The 20,341-nt window shown below is 63.4% G+C and carries 9 protein-coding genes; 6 read left to right on the top strand and 3 right to left on the bottom strand.

What is annotated here, in order from left to right; all coding sequences use genetic code 11:
* The first annotated feature begins 18 nt into the window (after positions 1 to 18).
* The 5 genes from EKO19_RS19225 to EKO19_RS19205 all read left to right on the top strand — a co-directional run bounded on the left by EKO19_RS19225 (position 19) and on the right by EKO19_RS19205 (position 16,584).
* Positions 19 to 711, top strand: coding sequence for an energy transducer TonB (locus EKO19_RS19225; protein ID WP_129778061.1), 693 nt, complete (start codon positions 19 to 21; stop codon positions 709 to 711).
* 51 nt (positions 712 to 762) lie between these two features.
* Entirely contained in the window at positions 763 to 2,376 is a 1,614-nt protein-coding gene (locus EKO19_RS19220) for a putative porin (protein WP_157995337.1), read from the top strand.
* A 13-nt stretch (positions 2,377 to 2,389) separates the two neighbouring features.
* Complete coding sequence (locus EKO19_RS19215; RefSeq protein WP_129778059.1) at positions 2,390 to 3,133, top strand: hypothetical protein; 744 nt, start codon at positions 2,390 to 2,392, stop codon at positions 3,131 to 3,133.
* A 64-nt stretch (positions 3,134 to 3,197) separates the two neighbouring features.
* Positions 3,198 to 15,533, top strand: coding sequence for a filamentous haemagglutinin family protein (locus tag EKO19_RS19210; RefSeq protein ID WP_129778058.1), 12,336 nt, complete (start codon positions 3,198 to 3,200; stop codon positions 15,531 to 15,533).
* 301 nt (positions 15,534 to 15,834) lie between these two features.
* The gene (locus EKO19_RS19205) at positions 15,835 to 16,584 is read left to right on the top strand and encodes a SapC family protein (RefSeq protein ID WP_129778057.1); all 750 of its coding nucleotides are present in this window, start codon (positions 15,835 to 15,837) and stop codon (positions 16,582 to 16,584) included.
* On the opposite strand, the gene EKO19_RS19200 is transcribed toward EKO19_RS19205, so the two are convergent.
* On the bottom strand, positions 16,567 to 17,952 hold the full coding sequence (locus EKO19_RS19200; RefSeq protein WP_129778056.1) for a sensor histidine kinase: 1,386 nt from the start codon (positions 17,950 to 17,952) through the stop codon (positions 16,567 to 16,569). The genes EKO19_RS19205 and EKO19_RS19200 overlap by 18 nt on opposite strands.
* Positions 17,939 to 18,628, bottom strand: a complete 690-nt coding sequence (locus EKO19_RS19195) for a response regulator transcription factor (RefSeq protein WP_129778055.1) — start codon at positions 18,626 to 18,628, stop codon at positions 17,939 to 17,941. The genes EKO19_RS19200 and EKO19_RS19195 overlap by 14 nt, the downstream gene beginning before the upstream one ends.
* A gap of 468 nt (positions 18,629 to 19,096) precedes the next feature.
* Here EKO19_RS19195 and EKO19_RS19190 point away from each other — a divergent pair, with 468 nt between their 5' ends.
* Positions 19,097 to 20,152 (top strand): 3-deoxy-7-phosphoheptulonate synthase, encoded by a 1,056-nt coding sequence (locus tag EKO19_RS19190; RefSeq protein ID WP_129778054.1) that lies wholly within the window; start codon positions 19,097 to 19,099, stop codon positions 20,150 to 20,152.
* Positions 20,153 to 20,156: 4 nt separating this feature from the next.
* On the opposite strand, the gene EKO19_RS38350 is transcribed toward EKO19_RS19190, so the two are convergent.
* Positions 20,157 to 20,297 (bottom strand): hypothetical protein, encoded by a 141-nt coding sequence (locus tag EKO19_RS38350; RefSeq protein ID WP_157995336.1) that lies wholly within the window; start codon positions 20,295 to 20,297, stop codon positions 20,157 to 20,159.
* Positions 20,298 to 20,341 lie beyond the last annotated feature (44 nt).

Genomic DNA, 20,341 nt, shown 5'->3' with positions numbered 1-20,341 from the left:
GCAATGAGCGTCGCATTCATGACTACTCCGGGGATCTCTCCCAATTTTCCGCTTCCGCCGCCACCGCGCCGGCGCATTCCAGTGGGCCTGTTGCTGGTGCTGGCGGGCATCGCGTTCGTCATCGGTTTCTTCGTGCTCAACCGGGGCGAGCCGCCGGTGCCGAAGCAGTACGTGACTCAACAGATCACGATGCTGCCGCCGCCACCGCCACCGCCACCGCCGCAGCAAGAAAAACTGCCGGAGCCGGAAAAGATCATCGAGCCGAAACAGGAGGCCGAGGTTCAGCAGGACGTGCAGGAAGTGAGCGAGACCTCATCGCCCGAGCCGAGCACCGATCTGGCGGCGGGCTTGAACCGTGCCGCCGACATCGGCGCCGACAGTTTTCATCTGGCGGCGGGCAAGGGCGGCGGTTTGTTCGGTCGTGGCGGTGGCGGCGGCAGCTGGGATGCGTTCGTGGCAACTCACGTGCGGCGCGCGCTGCGTGCCGATCCTCGCACCAGCACGGCGGCGGGCTATCTCGAAGTGTTGTTTGTAATCGATCCGAACGGCAAGTTTGAGCGGGCCGAGTTGCAGAGCTCCACGGGCAACAAGGAGCTCGACGCGGCCATCCGCGACGTGCTCAGCCGCTTGCCGCCGCTGTCCCGCGGCCGGCCGGCGAACGTCAAGCCGCTCATGGTGACGGGCATCAATATCCGCGCGACTCAGGATTAGCTCGCGCAACTCTTTTATATGGATAACGAACGGTACGAAGGGCGACCTATCATGGGCAATCAGAATCCGGTGGCGAATCAAAAGCTGGCGCATGCTTGTGCGCTGATCCTCCTCGGCGCGGCGGCGAGCCACCAGGTGCATGCGCAGACGCAGACGCCGTCGGAGCAGGTGCAAGCGGCGGAGTCGACGGCAGCGGCGTCCGCTGCACAGACATCGTCGGTCACCATCGCCTTGATTCAAGAGCTGGTGCGCGAAGGCGTCATCACGCTCGAGCGCGCTCAACAGCTGCTCGATGCGGCCGAACGCGAAGCCTCGCTGGCTCGCCAGCGTCAGACGCCGCCGCCGAGCAATCAGGTGCGCGTGCCGTACGTTCCGGAAAGCGTGAAGAACGAAATGCGCGAGGAGTTGCGCAAGGAAATCACCACGCAGGCGAAGAACGAACGCTGGGGCACGCCGGACGCGCTGCCCGAATGGCTCGATCGCATTTCGTGGAGCGGCGATTTCCGTCTGCGCTATCACGGCGATTTCTTCGACAGCGGCAACTTTCCGTTCGTGCCGGACGTGCAGGCCATCAACAATGCAGGTGGCGTGACCACCGCCGACGGCTTCCCGTTCGTGAACGCCACCGAAGATCGCAATCGGGTGCGCTATCGCGCCCGCATGGAGCTCACCGCCAAAGTGACGGACGGCGTGAAGGTCGGCATCGGCCTGGCTTCCGGTCAGGACAACGGGCCCATCTCCACGAACAAGACTTTCGGCGACTATTTTACCAAGGACGCCGGCTGGATCGATCTGGCTTATATCGAAGCGCAGCCGTTCAAGCAGCTGACATTGATCGGCGGTCGCATGGCGAATCCGTTCTTCTCCACCGACCTGGTGTGGGACACCGATCTGCGCATGGAAGGCGTGGCCGCGCAGTTCCGTCAGCCGTTCGGTCCGGCGACCGTGTTCTTGAATGGCGGTGCGTTCCCGCTGCGTGAGCTGGATGTGGAATCCGACAGCTGGCTGTACGCCGGCCAGCTCGGCAGCAAACTCACGTTCGGCAATCTCGAATTCACGCTGGCCGGTGCGTACTACGACTTCGACAACGTGCAGAGCAAGCTCAATCCGCCGGACGGCTCGCGTCTCAACGACTTCACCCGGCCGCCGATTCTGGGACCGGGCAACTCAGTGTTCAACATGCGCACCGATGGCTTGACCACGCTTGCGGGTCTCGCGTCCAAGTTCGAGCTGATGAACATCACCGCGGATGTGGCGTATCGCTTCGGCGACGGCAAGGCCGTGCGCTTCACTGGCGACTACGTGCGCAATCGTGCGCTCGACACCGCCGAGATCGATCGCTTGCGCGGCGAGCCAGGCGTGCCGGCCGGCGACACCGGCTGGCAGGCTCGCATCCAGGTCGGCGACGTTCGCATCGCCGATCGTCATGACTGGAGCTTCGCCGCGACGTATCGAAAGCTCGAGACGGATGCCGTGCTCGCGGCCTTCACCGATTCGGACTTCGGCGTGTATGGCGGCACGGACCTGAAGGGTTACGCGGTCGAGGCCAGCTACGGCCTGACACGCAATACCTGGCTGACCCTGGAATGGGACAGCGCCGACTCCATCGACCGGCCGCCGTTCAGCACCGACGTGGTGCTGCTCGATGTGAACGCGCGCTTCTGACGGAGCAATCAGCATGACCACCAGCAAAGTGATCTCCAATAAACATTTCCTGGCGCTGGCGATCTGCGGCGTCCTGGCCAGTGTTTCTCTGGCCCACGCGCAGAACGCCGACAACGACGTGCTGCGCCGGACCCAGATGCAACTGCGCCAGAGCGAGCAGGAGCGCAATTCGTTGCGCAGCGAGCTGGCGCGCCTGCAGGCGCAACTGGACGGGCAGCGTGTGGAGTTCGACCGCATGCGTCAGCAAGCCGTGCAAGTGAAGGGCGACAACCACTCCAATGAGGCCGAGCTGGTGGCGAAGACCAGCCGGCTCAATCAAACGACCCAACAGTTGAAAGACACGCGCGAAGAGTTGGAACGACTGCGCGCCGATAGCGCGCGCAGCTCGCAGGCCGTGCAGAACATGAAGTCCATGCTCGACAACGCCGAGAAGAACTCGGCGCTGAAGCAGGAGCTGGTCGGTCTGTGCCGTGACCGGAATCAGGAGATGTACAAGGTCTCGCAGGAGCTGATCACGATGTATCGCGACAAGGACTTCAACAGCTTCACCAAGCGCGAGCCGGTACTGCAGCTCCAGCAAGTGAAGCTGCAGAACCTGATGCAGGAGTTCGAGGACCGGCTGCGCAGCCAGCGCATGCACGAGGACACGCTGCCGCCGAGCCTGGAAAAACAGATGCAGAACAGCTTGCGCAAGGACGCCGCCAATAAGTCCAACAGCAATGGGCCGGACAGCACCGGGCGCACTCCGCCCGGCTGAGCGCCGTCCCCTGGATAACAACGTCAACGCCTGAAGTTCGAGCCGCAGCACAGTAGTGAACACCATGGATCGCAAGCCCGCTCATTCCCGTTTCCGTAAGTCGGCTGCACGCAAGCCGTTGCGTCTGTCGGCGAAACGTACCTCGGCGATCGCCATCGCCGTGGCGGCAGCACTGACCGGCAGTCACGCGTTCGCGCAGACCGCGCCGTTCGGTTCGATGGTGGCCATGCAGAACGGCATGGTCCGCCTGCCCAACGGCACGATGTCGAAGTGGACTGGCGCGAACCGTCCCGTGGTGGGCACGGCCACCGACGGCCGGCCGCTGATGACCATCGAACAGACCGAGCAGAAGGCTTTGCTCGACTGGGAGCGCTTCGAGCTGCAGGCCAACGAGATCCTGGAATTCCAGCAGCAGCGCGCCGACTGGATCGCGGTCAACCGCGTGCATTCGGACAGCCCGAGCCGGATCGACGGCGAGATCCGCGCCATCGGTCGCGTGTTCATTCTCAACGACAACGGCGTGCTGATGGGCGAGGGCGCGACCGTCAACACCCGTCAGCTCGTGACCGGCCGGGGTGTCTCCGACGTGCTGGTCGAGGGCAATACCACGACCCTCGTACAGAGCAAGGACAAGGCCATCCTGAACTGGAGCGACATGAGCACGCAGGCCGGCGAAGTGCTCAAGTTCCAGCAGGAGAAGAAGGACTGGATCGCGCTCAACCGCTCGCTGCTCGAAGGCCAGGCCACGCAGTTGAAGGGCGACATCAAGGCGGACGGTCATCTGGTGCTGGTGGCGCGCGAGGGCCTGGCGATCGACGGCAAGATCGAGGCGCAACAGGTCATTGCTTCGTCGCTGGAAGTTCGCGACGCGCAGTTCCTGAGCTCGCACGGTTTGATGTCCCAGGCGGATAACTACAACGATCGCTTCGATCCGACCTTCAGCAACACCTGGAAGTACAACATCGACCCGCAGTGGAACCAGGGCCTGCTGTACGCCGACGATCCGCCGCCGCCGGCGCACGATCCCAACGATCCGTTGCGTTACGCAGTGACCATCGGCAGCACCGGCAGCATTCAGACCTCGAGCCGCGGCAAAGTGATGTTATTCGGCCCGAACGTCAACAATCGCGGCCGCATTCGCGTGCAGGACGAAGGTCAGGTGATCCTGGGCGCCGGCGACAATATCTATCTGGTCAGCAGCGGCAGCGGCGGCGTGGTGTCCGCCTACGCAGGCGCTTACAACCCCATGTCCTTCATGCGGGCCAATATTCCTTATAACGGCACGCCATGGCGTGGCGGCGGCGTCGTCACCGCCGAGTGGGTCGATTTCATCAACAACATGACCGCGGGTACCGACCTGGGCACGTTCGCGGTGGGCGATGTCATGACGCCCGAACAGGGCGGCGCAGTGTTCAACCGCATCGCGGCCTACATCAACGAACAACAGGCGCGTCGCGTCGCTGACGTGGGCTTCCACGCTCGCAACGAAGGCATCATCACCTCTCTGCGTGGTGGCCACGTCGACTTCCGCGGCTGGAATCTGGAGCAGATGGGGTCGATCGAGATGACGTCCACGGCTGCGTTCCGTGGCGCCATCAGCTTCACGCCGGTGATGTATGACTACCAGGAATATCCAAACAACAGCGAGAACGGTCCGTTGGTGCCAGGCAATGGCAACGTGGTGTTCGGCCGTGGCAGCCTGACCCAGATCACGCCCGATCTCGACGCCACCGACACGATTCCAGTCAGCGAAGGTCCGCAGTCGGTCGGTTCGCTCACCATCAACGCGCGTTCCGTCCACCTGCAGCAGGACGCCGTCATCTATCTGCCCAGCGGCTCGATGAATGTGCTGCTGGATGCCGCCGGGCACGTGTTCTCCAATCGCGGCGCCGGTGCAAACCCGGACAACGAAGACGGCACGCGCTTTCTGATGGATCGGGGCGCGACCATCGATCTGTCCGGTTGGGAAACGACCTTGGGCATGGGCTATCACCAGGTCACCGGTAAGCTGTACGCCGCGCAATTGGCGGACTCGCCGCTGCAGCGGGATGGCGCGCTGTATCGGCAGGAGATCTCGGTCGACCGTCGCTTCGGCACCAATGTGGCCGACTGGCGCAGCTTCGACAACTTGAGCCAGGGCACGCTGGCGCAGTTCCTGATCAACGGCGGCTCGCTGACCATGGACATCGGCGACGACTTCATCATGAAGGCCGGCTCGGTGATCGACGTCTCCGGCGGCAAGATCACGTATCAGGACGGGTTCGTCTATACCTCGCTGCTGCGGCGTCTGGACGGCAGCATCATCGACATTCGCGAAGCGGATCCCGATGAGTTGTACATGGGTCTGGCCAATACCTGGACCAAGTACGACACCAAGTGGAACACGCAACGGACTTATTACATCCCGCTGATGTCCTCGGTGGAGGGTCGTTACGAAACCAGTTACGAGCAAGGCGGCAATGCCGGCAGCATCAAGATCCTGGCGCCGGACACGGTGTTGCAGGGAACGTTGCTCGGCGGCACCACCATCGGTCGCTACCAGCGCACCAATCGTCCGAACGCGGGCGTGTTCGAATTGAACAACGCCGGCGAGAGCGAAAAGGAATACGTCAGCAACAACATTCTGATCACGGCGGCGGAGCAGGCGCTGGCGGACGGCTTCGGCATGCGCGACATGCTCAGCGACGTGTACGGCGATCTGTTCGGCGACGAGTTCGATCCCGAGACCGACGCGCCGGCCAGCAAGGGGCGGTTGCTCGACAACACCACGCTCACGTCGGCGGATTTCTTCCGGCGCTCGACCATGGGCTCGTACTCGTTCGATCAGGACGGACGTATCGATCCCGATACCCTGGTGAACAATTCGTTCGTGCCGTTGGACGGCGCCGCGGTACGAGTCGAGCAGGGCGCGCAGTTGAATCTCGCCAATGGCGCTTCGCTCGAGATCACTGCCGGGCAGCGCATCGAGTTCCTCGGCAGTGTGCGCACTGAAGGCGGCGATGTCAGCCTGACGGGCATGTCGTTGCGCTTCGGCGAGAGCTCGGCGATCGACACGCGTGGCTCGTGGTACAGCGATTACGAGCTCAACGATCCGGTCGCGCTGAGCAGCGTGCCGCGTATCGATGGCGGCAATATTTCGCTCGCGGCGTACGGCGACGAGACGGATCCCGACGATGTGACTTTGACGCTGCCGTCCACGATGCTGCTCGATGCGACCGGCGGTGCCTGGGTGGATCGCAATGGCACTCTCAAGGCCGGCAAGGGCGGCGATATCAATGTCAATGTGGGCGACGTGCCCGAGTTCGATCTGTCGGGTCTGGACAGCGCGCGGGCTTACGGTCTCGGCGGCAACGGCAAGTTCTCGATGGGGGTGGCAAGAAACATCCACATCGGCACCGAGCTGCCGGCCGTCGAGGAAGATGAGACCGAGGCGATGCTGTTCCGTCCCGAGTTCTTCCAGAACAGCGGCTTCTCGGCGATTTCTCTCCAATCCTCGAACGGCACGGTGACTCTGCAGGAAGGCGTGCACGTCAATGCCACCAGCGCGTCGTTGCAGCTCGATCCGAGCACGCTTCACAACGGCGTGCTGTCGGCGTACTACGCGCCGTCAGGCACCGATATTTACGACCTCGCCACCCCGCGCTATCTGCCACCAGAACAGCGAGCGGCTGGATTGCGCAATGGCATGGCGATCTCGCTGGGCGGCGTCGCCCTCGGTATCGGGGAAGGCAGTTTGCTCAGCACCGAAGCCGGTGGCAGCCTGGTGTTGGGTGCCGGCCTCGTCGATGTGTACGGCACGCTGTTGGCACCGGCGGGTACGATCTCTCTGTCCGGTGGCGTCGACAAGGGCAGCGTGCTCGTTCACGAGACGGCGAGACTGCTCGCGCCGGGCGCGGTGCGCATTCTGAGTCGCGGCATGGATTCCAGCGGCCGCGAGCTGGTGGATGGTGAAGTGCTCAATGGCGGCACCATCAACCTGAGTGCGCCGACGCTCAAGATCGAGCGCGGCGCCGTGATCGATGTATCGGGCACCAGCGCGATGTTCGATCTGGCGCAATCGGCATCGGGCTCGGTCGTGCGTCAGCCACGCACTGTCGCGTCCGACGGCGGCAGCATCTCAGTGTCGGGTCAGTCGCTCGACGTGAACGACGCAACGTTCCTCGGGCATGCCGGTGGTGCCGGCGCGCGCGGCGGCAACTTCTCGTTGTCATGGGCCGGCGGTTACGAGCTCACCCGGGATCCGCCTTGGGCGCCGACGCCGGAGACCGTTTACGACGCGTTCGGCTGGTACTTCGAGTACGGTTATATCAACGACGTCAACGGCAATCCGCTCAGCAGTTTCTTCGGCACCGATCTGAGCCAGGTCGATTGGAATATTTTCGGCCAGGTCTATGACTTCCAGTTCCCACCGGGCTTCACCGTCGGCAGCCGTGAAGAACTGGTCGCCTTGCTGAAGGCGTATGACGCCGCCGTGCTCGGCGCCGCGCCGGTGCTGTTGGTCGGCGACAATCTCCCCGACACCGGCAGCGGTGGTGGAGGACCGCTGGCGCCGAAGGTCGAGCCGGCACTGCGCGCGCTGCTCGAGCAATTGGGCGGATACCAATTCCTGCCGATTCCGGATGGCCGGCCTTCGCCGGTGACGCGTCTGTCGCCGTCCAACATCGTGGCGGGCGGGTTCTCGGGTCTGGAGATCGACGCTTCGCCAGGCATCGTGTTCGCCGGCAATGCCACGCTCGGCGGCCGTCGCGCCGACGGCAGCGCGATCTTCGATCGCATCAAACTCAGCGCGCCGCGCATCATGGGTCAGGACGGCGCGAGCGTGAACATCAATGCCGATGTCGTGATCCTGTCGGGCGAGGCATCAGGCCTGCCGGTCGATCAGGCGATGTACGATGTGGCGCTCTCCGAGATCGGCGTGAATCCGGTCAACGAGGACACGCATCTTCGCATTGCCGCCGACAAGCTGCTGCAGATCGAGTCGGCGCAGTTCTATGGTTATTCGGACACGCTGCTGAGCAGCGGCGGTGACATCCGCCTGGTCGGTGGTCCTCCTCCTGCGGCCGGTCAGCCGCCGCAAGGAATCATCCAATCCGCCGGTAAGCTGATCTTCAAGGCGGACCAGCTGTACGCAGCGACCGGACGCAGATTCGACATCAAGTCCGACGACACCATCGAGATCCTGCCGCAGGATGCGGGCACGCCGATCAACGCCAGCCCGTATGAAGCGGGTGCCGAGCTGACGCTCACCGCGCCGCGCATAGTTCAAGGCGGCACGATTCGCTCGCCGCTGGGCACGATCAATCTGGTCGGGGTCGAGGACGGCAGCGAAGGCGCGAACACCATCACGTTGCTGCCGGGCAGTCTCACGTCCGTCTCGGGCGACGGCAAAGTCATTCCTTACGGCGTCACCGCGAGCGGCGACACCTGGATCGATCCGATCACGGGTCAGGAACTGACGGCGCTGCCGAGCAAGTCCGTGAATCTCACAGCCGAAACATTGGACATGCGGGAAGGCGCCGTGCTCGATGTGAAGGGCGGCGGCGATCTGTTTGCATCCGAGTTCACGCCGGGTATCGGCGGCACCAAGGACTGGACCACCGGTTATCGCAACGAAGACTACGAGTGGGTCAACGACGCCAGCAATGTGTTTGCTGTCATTCCGGGTTACGACGCCGAGATCGCCCCGGTCGGTCTGGGCAACACCAGCGGCGCGGCGATCGGCGAACGGATCTGGTTGTCCGGCGGCAGCGGTCTGCCGGCGGGTTACTACACGCTGTTGCCGGCACGTTATGCGTTGTTGCCGGGTGCGTTCCGCGTCACTTCGAATCATCACTACGGCGATCACGGCAACATGGTGCCGGGGCAGAGCCGTGCGTTGCTCGATGGTTCGTCCATTCAGGCGGGCTATCGATTCATGCCGGGCGCCGATGGTTCGCCGCGCTACACCGCGCAGCGTACCGATGGCTTCCTGGTCATGCCGGGTGCGACGTTGCGCGAACGTTCGCAATACGTCGAGACGCGCGCCAACACGTTCTACCTCTCCGATGCGTTCCTGAAGAAGGCGTTGCGTACCAACCGTCCGGTCGGTGAAGTGCCGCGCATTCCGTTGGACGGCGGCAGCGTGGTGCTCGACGCCAGTGGCTCCATCACGTTGGATGCAACGTTGCGTTCAGCGGCGGCGGAAGGCGGTCGCGGCGGTTTCGCCGACATCAAGGGCGAGAAGATTCTGGTCGCGGGCGCGGGCACCGACCTGTCGTTGTATCAGGACTATCTGGTGCTCGACAGCGATCGGTTGAACGGCTTCGGCGCCGAGAGTCTGTTGCTGGGCGGCGTGCGTCAGCAGGGCGCGGTGAACGTCGAGATCGATGTCGGCGCGACCGATATCGTCATCGACAACGCCGGCTCGGTGCTGTCGGGTCCGGAGCTGTTGTTTGCTTCCGGCGGCGACATCACCGTCAAGGCGGGCAGCGCCGTCGAAACGCGTGGCACGATCAGCGGCAGCTCGGGCGACTTGCGCGTGCGGCCGTCGATCGCGAGCTACACCGATGACCGGGGTACCGCGTGGGCGGGCGATGACGTCCTCGTCCATGGCGATCTCGATCAAGGCGCCGTGCTGCGTCTGTCGTCGAGCGAACAGGTCGACATCCTCCGCAACATCAATTCGGTGGATGCACTGGCTCAGTTGATCGCCGATCCGGTGGCGCTCGCTGCGATCAATGCACAGCGAGCTGCTGGAGGCCTCGATCCCATTACGCATCGTGGCAGTCTGCTCATCGAAGAAGGCGCGCGTCTGACGAGCAGCCGTTCGCTCGCGCTCGATGCGACCAACGATACTCGTCTGTCGTCGGGCGCCAGCGTGTCGACGCGACAGATCAGTGCGTCGGCGTCTCGCGTGAGCGTGGGCGAAGTGCCGTCCGGTACCAACGGACTGGTGTTCGCCGGTGGCTCGCTGGGTGCGCTGGCGGCAGCCGAGGACATCCTGCTCAAGAGTTACAGCAGCATCGACTTCTACGGTTCAGCGACGCTGCGTGCCGATGGTGCGTTGAGTCTCGACAGCCGTCAGATCAATGCGGTGAACGCCGACCACGGCACGGTCACCATCGCGGGCAAGTCGCTCACGCTGACCAACACCAACGGCGGCACAGCGACAGCGACCGCCGGCACCACGCGTCTGCTGCTCGAAGGCGACAACATTTATCTGGCCGGTGAAGACAAGTGGCTGTCCGGGGTCGGCAGCGTCGACATCCAGGCGCGCGAGCGGGTCATCGGTCGCGATGACAACACGTTGTACGTTCCGGCCGGCTTGAACATTCAGGCCGCCGACGTGACCGCGGACAGCGGCGCGCGTCTGTTCTTCGACGCGCAGGGCGAAGTCACCATCAACAACAACGGCAACACCAACCTGCCTGCGTTCCAGACGCTGGGCGCGACGCTCGGGGTCACCGGTTCCAGCGTGGTGAACCAGGGACGCATGGGCTTGACCGGCGGCACCATCAATCTGCGTGCGCGCTCCGGCAATGTGACGCTGGCGCAAGGCTCGTCGATCGATGTCACGAGCAACACCAGCCAGATCTTCGACGTGGAAGTCGGCGTCGCCGGCGGCACGGTGAATCTCACCTCCGATCACGGCAACATCGATATGAGAAGCGGCGCGACCATCGACATCTCCGGCACCTCGGCGGGCGGTGATGCGGGTACGTTGCATACTTCGGCCGCAGAAGGCGAAGTGCTGTTGGCCGGCAATGTGCTCGGCACGGCGAATGCCGGCTATCGCTCAGGGTCGTTCACCTCGCTCAGCCGGACCATCGCGGACTTCACCGGTCTGAATGCGCAGCTCGACCTCGGCGGCTTCCGCCAGAGCCGTCGTTTCGAAGTGAACGAAGGCGACATCAATGTTTCCAGCACGGTGTCGGTGCAGGAATTCGCGGCGGTCGCAAACCGTGGCAGCATCAATGTCGATGGCACGATCTCGACGGTGGGCGACAACGGCGGACGCATTCAGCTGTCCGCGGCCCGCAATGTCACCGTGTCTTCGACGGGCCGGTTGATCGCGCGGGCGAACGCGGGTGAAAGCTCGGGTGGTACGGTGTTCCTCGAAACCACCGGCGAAAACGGTGGCCGCATCAACATTACCGCCGGCTCGCAGATCGATGTGACGGGCACGGGCGAGGGCGGTCGCGTCGTTCGTCTGCGCGCTCCGCAACTCGGCGGTGACGTGGCGATCGATCCGGTCGCCGGCACGATCCTCGGCGCACGCTCGGTGATCGCGGAAGCCTTCCGTGTTTACGACAACGTGCACACCATCGATCAGGCTGTGATCGATACGGTCTCCGCCGACGCCATCAGCTTCATGACCAACGCGGCGGCGATTCAAGCGCGTCTCGGCAGCGGCGTGACTGTCGCGCCGGGCATCGAGCTGCGCAGCGACAGCGACATGGAGCTGGTCCAGGATTGGGATCTGCACGATCTGCGTTTCGGTACCGATCAATCCGCGGGTGTGCTGACGTTGCGCGCGGCGGGCGATCTGCTGATCAACGGCAACTTGAGCGATGGCTTCGATGGCTCGACCTCCGACGCCGCTCTGCTCGGCGGCAACTCGTGGACCCTCAATCTCACGGCCGGTGCCAACATCACCAGCCCGGATTCGCTGGCTGTGTTGCCGGTGGGCCTGCTGGCGGACGGCAAGGGCTCGATCATCGTCGGCGGTACGCCGGACACGATCGAGTACTACAAGATCCACATCACGACCGGCCCGCTCGCGGGCACCATCGAGCATCGGTTGTATCTGAAGGATGGCAACGGTCAGCTGGTTCGCATCAACGACGACGCGCCGCCGGGCCGATATGTGGAACTGACTCGCGACGCGGCCACCGGCCTGTATATCGATCCGACCACCAATCAGCCGATCCAGAAGGATCCGGTGACCGGCGACTACGTCGAAACCAACAACTACGGCAAGGTGGCCTTGCCCGAGCTGTACTCGGAGTCCAACGGCGCCGATCAGTTCCTGAACGGCGAAGCGCCGCAGATCACGCAGTACGGTCAGAGCCGTGCCGTGCAGTGGGACAACTCGACCGGTTACATGGTTCGCACCGGCACCGCCGGGATCAATCTCGCGAGCGGTCGTGACATCGTTCTGCAGTACGCGCCGTCGGTGATCTATACGGCGGGCCAATCCGCCGCGCCGATCGCCGATTTCCATGCGCCGACGCGCTTGCCGTTGTTCGCACCGGGCGATTGGTGGGGACCGATGAGCGGCTATTACCTCGAAGGCGGCGGCGATCTGTTGATGCGCGCACAAGGAAACATCATCGGTGCGAGCAGCGATCAGTTGCCGAATGCATGGCTGTGGCGCTATGGCACGCTCGACCAGGCGACGGGCGACTTCCGTCAGCTCGGCAACCAGAGCCTGGGCCGCGATTACGAGCAGACCACCTGGTTCGTGAGATTCGACAAGTATCAGGCGGGCATCGGTGCGCTCGGCGGCGGCAACGTCGACATCAGCGCCGGCGGCGACGTCAACAATCTCACCGTCAACCTGCCGAATACGGGACGCGTGAGCGGTGGCTACAACGGCATCGAGCGAGTGTTGCACACCAGTGGCGGCGGCGATCTGTCCGTGCGTGCCGGCGGCAACATCGGCAGCGGCATCTTCTATGTCGCCGAGGGTACGGCTCGATTGACCGCGGGCGGCTCGTTCAACTCGTCACGTCAGGTGAAGGCGGTTCGCCAGGTTGGCTTCGAGCCGCTGACGATCCGTGGCTACGATCTCTACACCACGCTGCTCACTTCGTCGGCGGACTTCCATCTGCAAAGCGGCGGCGATCTGAACATCGACGCCGTGCTCGACCCGATGAACATCGAGCAGGCGCAGAACAACAAGAACGGCGGTGGCGGCAATTTCGGTCCGGACAACATCCAGCAGTACGTGGGTGACGATCGACTGCGTGAACTGTATGGCGTGGCGTTCATGAGCTATACGCCGGATGCGTCGGTGGATCTGTTCTCCGCCGGTGGCGACGTGAACATCTGGAACAATCACGGCAATCTGGGGCTGTTGCAATGGCGTGGCAGTTACATGCAGCCCCAGCACTACTTCATCCGGGCGGGCAGCCCCGGTGTTTCCATCGGCGGCGAGGTGTCGACGCTGTGGCCCGCGACCTTGAGCGCCGTGGCCGCGGCGGGCGATGTGGTGGTGAAGGGCGGTATGTATCTCGCGCCGGCGCCGAAGGGCAACCTGTCGTTGCTGGCCAAACAGAACGTGCTGTTCGGGCAGGGCTCGCGGATCGACGATCCGTTCGCCGAGCTCAACCGGGACGCGCAGAACTATTTCCCGAGCTATGAAGACATCTTCATGAGCCAGAGCCGCATGGACGCGCTGCCGGATGCCACCAACATCCGCCAGACCTACGGCTCCATCATCGATCCGGGCGTGTTCACTCAGGCGGGCCTGACCGAGACCGGCTTCAACCTCGGCAGTCAGGGCTGGGATGAGTTGCATCTGCCGGACCTGCATGCCGGCGACACCGTGCCGGCGCGCATCTATGCGGCCGAGGGCGACGTGGTCACCACCCGTCAAATCAATTTGCCGAAGCAGCTGTGGGTGCAGGCGGGTCGTCACGTTTACTTCCCGTACTACGCCATCCAACACAACAGCGAGCAGGATCTGTCGCTGATCCGTGCCGGCGAGGGTCTGTATTTCTCCGGCAGTGGTTATGTGAACGTGGCCGGTCCGGGCCGTCTGGAGATCGAGACGGGCAAGGACTTCTGGATGCCGAGCAACGCGAAGGGTGTGACGAGCAGTCGCATCGCCTACACCGATCTGAATCCGTACGATCTCATTCCGGGCGCGCCGTGGCATCCGGATCAGGCCGCCGCGGATATCGCCATCAGCACCGGTTTCAACCAAACCCCGAACTACGAGGCATTCGAAGATGCTTATCTGAATCCGGAGCTGGTCGCCGAGATGGCGGAATATCTGCTGGATGACGCGGGCGGCGGCCGCGAGCTGCCGATCTATCTGTTCGATCGCATCTATGCGCGCGGCAATGGCAGCGACTCGATGTTTGCATCGCCCGAGCTGGCGGCGGGCTTCGTCAACTACGTTCGTGGCATGCAAGGGCTGCCGCCGTTGGCGACGGCCGCGGATCAGAGCGCTTATCTCGATCAGGCCTGGAACTACTGGTTGGCGTTGCCGCCGTCGCAGACGACCGCGTACGACGGCCTGGTGCCTCGCATGACGCCGGCGGAAGCCAAGGCGCGTGGTGCGAAGCCTGAGTTCTATCAGCCCGAGCGTCGCGAGGGCCTGGTGAACTACGTGCGTCGCCTGCAAGGCCTCGAGGCGTTGCAGACGCAAGAGGAGCAGCTCGCGTATCTGGATCAGGCCTGGACTTACTGGAACACGTTGAGCACCGACTACAAGACACCGTTGTATCGCAATACCTTCTTCATGGAGCTGCGTACCACCGGTCGCGAGGTCAACGATCCGGACAGCGATCGTCACAACACCACGTTCCGTGGCTACGACGCCATCGCCACTTTGTTCCCCGGCGCGCAGAAGCGTGACGGCGAAGCATTGAGCGAGGGCGAGTCGCGCTGGGCGGGTGACTTCGAAACGTTCGCGAGCCGGGTCATTTCCAACGGCGGCGGCAAGGTCGAGTACGTGATTCCGGGCGGTGGCTTCAAGCTCGCCAACGTGTCCGCGACGCCGGGCGAAACGGGTCAACCGACTTCGTCGATCGATCGCGGCAACGCGTTGCGTGCCGGTGTGATCACTCAGGACGGTGGCGACATCAACATCTTCTCCAAGTCCAGCGTGACCGTGAACAACTCGCGCATTCTCACGACCAAGGGCGGCAACATCATGATCTGGTCGTCGTATGGCGATATCGCCGCGGGCAAGGGCGCGAAGACCTCGATCACGCCGCAGTTCTATGACTACAGCCTGGGCAACTGGCTGCACATGGATCGCGTGCCGGCGGGTCTGCCCACCGGCGCGGGCATCGGCACCCTGGCGACGCAGCCGGGCGTGCCGGTGGCGGACGTTGACCTGATCGCGCCGAACGGCATCGTCGATGCCGGCGACGCCGGCTTGCGTGTCAGCGGCAACTTCAACGTGTTCGCCGTGCAGATCCTGGGCACCGACAACATCGACGTGCAGGGTGTGAGCACCGGTCTGCCGGTGCCGCCGGCGGCACCGCCGACCTCACTCAACATCGACGACGCGGCGGCCAAGGCGACCAAGGTCACCGGCGCTCTGCTCGACTCGTTGAAGAAGGTGCAGGACAACGCGGCCATCAAGTCGCCGTCCATCATCGAAGTGAAGGTGCTGGGCTACGGCGAGGAATGCGCCGAGGACCGTCAGGACTGCCGGACCGACGAGAAGTCGGAGCAGAAGTAACCGAGGGCCTGTTAACACTCATTGGATGGGCTGCGACGAGCTATTGCGGTTCAGGGCTAGGCGCGACGACCGCCGTGTACTCTGCAGTACATAAGGGAGGAGCAACGACGGCCTGAACCGCAATAGCTCGTCCCATCAAATGTATTTATTCATTAAATGGGTTGCGCCTCGAATCGTCTGCCGCTGCGTTACAAAGCTTGCCCATATCGACATATGGGCTGCGCTTTGCGCCTTGCTGCAGGCGATTGGAGGCGCAACGCAGCCCATCCAATGAGTGTTAACAGGCCCTAGTGGAAGAGTCATGAATCAATCCCTGCAAAACGTACCGGCACCGGCCCCGACGCTGCCGCTGTTCTATAAGAATCCCGTGCCCGTGGAGCCGAGCCGTCATGCGACGGCCGGCCTGCGGGAGCGGATCGACTTCGGTTTCTCGCGCGAGACCAACGCGATTGCACTGACGGCCTCGGAGATCGTGCATGCCGCACGTCACTATCCGGTGGTGTTCTCGAAGGACGCACCGGCGGTACCGTTCGCGGTCGTCGGTCTGCGTGACAAAGAGAATCTGTTCGTGGACGCGGAGGGCAAGTGGCGCGAGGGCTATTACATTCCCGCTTACGTGCGACGTTATCCCTTCATCTTCTCCGAGGTGCCGGACTCGCGGCAGTTGGTATTGTGTGTCGATGAGGGCGCGGACATCTTCGAGCCGAGCTCGACCGCGCCGTTCTTCGTGGAGGGCAAGCCCAGCGAGTCGCTGCAACGTTCGTTCAAGTTCAACGAAACGTTTCAGATGCATTATCAGGACACGCACCGCTTCGGCGAGTGGCTGGACCAGAACGACATGCTGGAAGGGAAGATGGCGCGCGCCGAGTTGAGCAACGGCCAGACGTTCACCTTGCAAGGCTTCCGGTTGTTGAATCCGGAGCGCTTGCGCGCGCTGGACGATGCTCAGGTGTTGGAGTTGCACAAGCGCGGCTGGTTGCCGCTGCTGCACTTCCATCTGCAATCGTTGCAGAACTGGTCGATGCTCAGCGATTTAGCGCGAGGTCGATGACGCCTTTGCCGGCGGCGGAAAGCGGACCTCGACTCGGGTTCCCTTGCCGTTCGCCGGGGTGGCGATCTCGATTTCGGCCAGATGATCGCGCGCGATCTCGCGCGCGATCGTCAATCCCAGGCCGCTGCCGTCGGCGGTGGTGCCGGGCATGCGATAGAAACGATTGAAGACTTTGTTGCGCTCGGCCGCCGGGATGCCCGAGCCGCTGTCTTCGACGAAGACCAGCGAGCCGCCCTCACTGGCATGACAGCCGATGACCACGTGCCCGCCCGCGGGTGTGTAGATCACGGCGTTCGTCAGCAGATTGTCCAATAGCTCGCGTAACAGGAATTCATCGCCCATCACCGGCGCCGGATTCAGATCGAAATGCAGCTCGATGGATTTCTGGTCGGCCAGGCGTACCCAATCGTTGATGCAGCGTTGAATGATGTCGGGCAGTTGCAGCGGCCGCAGTCGTTCGGCGTGAAAGCCGCTGGGCTCGGCGCGCGCGAGCGCCAGCAACTGATTCGCCAGACGCACCGTGCGCGTCGCGGTGCCTTGCATGACCGCGATCGAATTGCGAACGTCGGCTGAGTCCGATTGCCGTTCGGCGACCGACAATTGTGTGATCAGTCCCGCCAGTGGCGTGCGCAACTGATGCGCGACGTCGGTGAGGAAGCTTTGCTGGGCACGGGCGGCATCGGCAATTCGTTCCAGCAGCGCGTTGATGGCGGCGGCGAGCGGCCTCACTTCAACCGGCACCACCGACTCGTCGATAGGTGCCAGATCCCGCAGCGAGCGTTTGGCGATGTCGCTCTGAAGCGAGTCGAGTCGCGACAGTGCGCGGCCGGTCGCCAGCCAACCGATGACGACGATGGCGCAGGTCAACGCCAATCCCCACGTCACGAGTGTGACGATGATGGTGCGTTGACCGCGCTCGCGCTTGAGCGTGGTCTCCGCCACGGTGATCACGACCAGCTCGCCGGCCGACAACGTGGGCAACGACACCAATCGCACCGGCAGGCCGCCGTAATCGCCGTCGTAATACACCGGCTTGTCGAGGTCGTGCGGGACTGGCGCGGAGGGCAGGCCGCGATCGCCGTTCAGCAGAATGCCGTTACGATCGTGCACGCAAAAAAAGATTTGATCGAAGCGATCGGCGCGCAGGCCTTGCTCGATCTGCAGCGGCAATTCAGTGAGCAGGCCGTTGTTCGCGGTCTGCAGGCGCGTGGCCAGTTCCCAGGCGGCGTTGGCGAGCGCCAGATCGTAGGCATTGCGCGCGGGAATCCAGGCCAGCCAGTAAGTGGCGAAGCCACCGACCAGGCCGATCACCGCGAGCGGACCGACCAGCCAGTAGAGCAGGCGCAGCCGGATGCTATTGCCGCGCATTTCCGGGCTGCACGCTTTCGAGCATGTAGCCGAAGCCGTGAATCGTCCGGATGCGCACGTCGGCCTCTTCGAGCTTGCCCCGCAAGCGGGAGATGTAGACCTCCACGGCGTTGGGCGAGATGTTCGCGTCGGTGCCGCGAATCGCTTCGGTCAGCTCCTGCTTGCTGAGGACCCGATCGGTGTGCTTCATCAGGTGCTCGAGCACCGACCATTCGCGCACCGACAGGTCCAGTGGCTGCTCGCCATTGAAGGCGCGCTTGGCGGCGACGTCCATGGTGATCGAGCCATGCGTGAGCTTGCCGGAGCGGGCGGGGTGACGACGCAGCAGCGAGCGCACGCGAGCCATCAGCTCGTCGACCGCGAAGGGCTTCACCACATAATCGTCGGCGCCGAGATCGAAGCCGTGCACCCGGTCGGAGATCGCGTCCCGGGCGGTCAGCATCAGCACCGGCATGCTGGTGTTGTGGGTGCGCAGCCGACTCAACAATTCGAAGCCGTCGATGTCCGGCAGGCCGATGTCCAGCAGCAGCAGGTCGTAGTTCTCCCTCTGCAACCGCTCGCTGGCCGGCTCGCCCTGCGCGAACACCAGCACGTCCATGCCGGCATCCTGTAATACGCTGGTCAGGGCGCCGGCGAGTACCGAGTCGTCCTCCACCAGCATGACGCGGGCCGTCATGCTGCCGCCGCCGGCGCCGATAAGTGCCTGTATTTCATGGTCGCCAACATGGCGACGATATTAGAGCGGTGGCACCGGACGTCAAGCGCAGCGCCAATTCAATAAAGACCTTGTTTCCTGCTCGGCGTGCTTTCTACTTTGGGCGCCTCGCGGGCCGTTGTTCTTTTTTGTGAACTGCGCCTCGGAGTACAGACGCGCTTTATTGCATGCAGAAGGCGCTGGGCGAGGCCCTGTAAGGTGCCTCGACACCCGGGCCATCGTTGCAGTTGCCGAGCTCAATATTCCTGTGCTATCTAATACCTCATGACATTGTCCTTCGCCCGCTATTGGTTCTACTTTAGCTATCCGATGCCGCTGGCGGATGGACTGACCTCGATTTGACGAAACCCCAACCGAGTCACCCAAAAAACCGCCAGCAAACTGGCGGTTTTTTTTTGACCGCCCGCCCTGGTCCACTGGAGCCCCACTGTGAACGCCCGTACCGATGACCTGCGCATTCGTGAGATCCGCGAACTGGTCACCCCTCATCAAGTGATGAGCGAGTATCCCTGCAGCGATACCGCCGCCGCGACTGTCGAGCAGGGCCGCAAATCGATGCAGGACATCGTGCACGGGCGCAGCGACCGCCTGGGCGTGGTGATCGGGCCATGCTCCATCCACGACCCGAAGGCGGCGATGGAATATGCGCATTTGCTGCGGGAGCAGCGCGAGCGTTTCCAGGGCGAGCTGGAAATCGTGATGCGTGTCTATTTTGAGAAACCGCGTACCACGGTGGGCTGGAAGGGACTCATCAACGATCCCGATCTGGATGGCAGCTTCAACATCAATCGCGGCCTGCGCATCGCGCGTCAGCTGCTTTGTGACATCAACGATCTCGGCCTGCCGGCGGGCTGCGAATTCCTGGACATCATCACGCCGCAATACATCGGCGACCTGGTGGCCTGGGGCGCCATCGGTGCCCGCACCACCGAGAGTCAGGTGCATCGTGAAATGACTTCGGGCCTGTCGTGTCCGGTGGGTTTCAAGAACGGCACCGACGGCAATGTGAAGATCGCCATCGACGCCGTGCAGGCGGCGTCGTTCCCGCATCATTTCCTGGCCGTGACCAAGCAAGGTCACAGTGCGATCGCGACCACCAGCGGTAACGGCGACTGTCACGTGATCCTGCGCGGCGGCAAGGAACCGAACTACGATGCGGCCAGCATCGATGCCGTCTCCAAGCAACTCGACTCCGCCAAACTGCCGGTGCGCGTGATGATCGACGTGAGCCATGGCAACAGCTCGAAGAAGCCGGAGAACCAGCCGGTCGTCATCGCCGACATCGCCCGGCGTATCGAAGCCGGCGAACGCCGCGTCAGCGGCGTGATGGTGGAGAGTCATTTGAAGGCGGGCCGGCAGGATCTGGTCGCGGGCAAGACGCCGGAGTACGGTCAGAGCATCACGGATGGGTGCATCGACTGGCAGTCGTCGGTACGCGTGCTCGAACAGCTCGCGAGCGCCGTGCGTGCGCGTCGGGCTTCGTGATCGCCTAGCGAGCGGGCTGAATCTCGACGACGAATTCGACGTAGTCGTGCGCGCCCCGTGAATGGAAGTGGGCGGGCTCGTGCGCCTGCAGAGCCTCCACTCGGGAATCGTTGAGCAGCTCCGGCGCGTCGGGCGGCAGACGCAAGGACGACGCTCTGTAGGTTTTTCATGCTCCGTCGAAGGGTAGAC

Source organism: Peristeroidobacter soli, assembly GCF_004138485.1.
Lineage (GTDB): Bacteria > Pseudomonadota > Gammaproteobacteria > Steroidobacterales > Steroidobacteraceae > Steroidobacter > Steroidobacter soli.
Note: the sequence above shows the minus strand (reverse complement) of the source record. Positions and strands in the feature narration are given on the sequence as shown.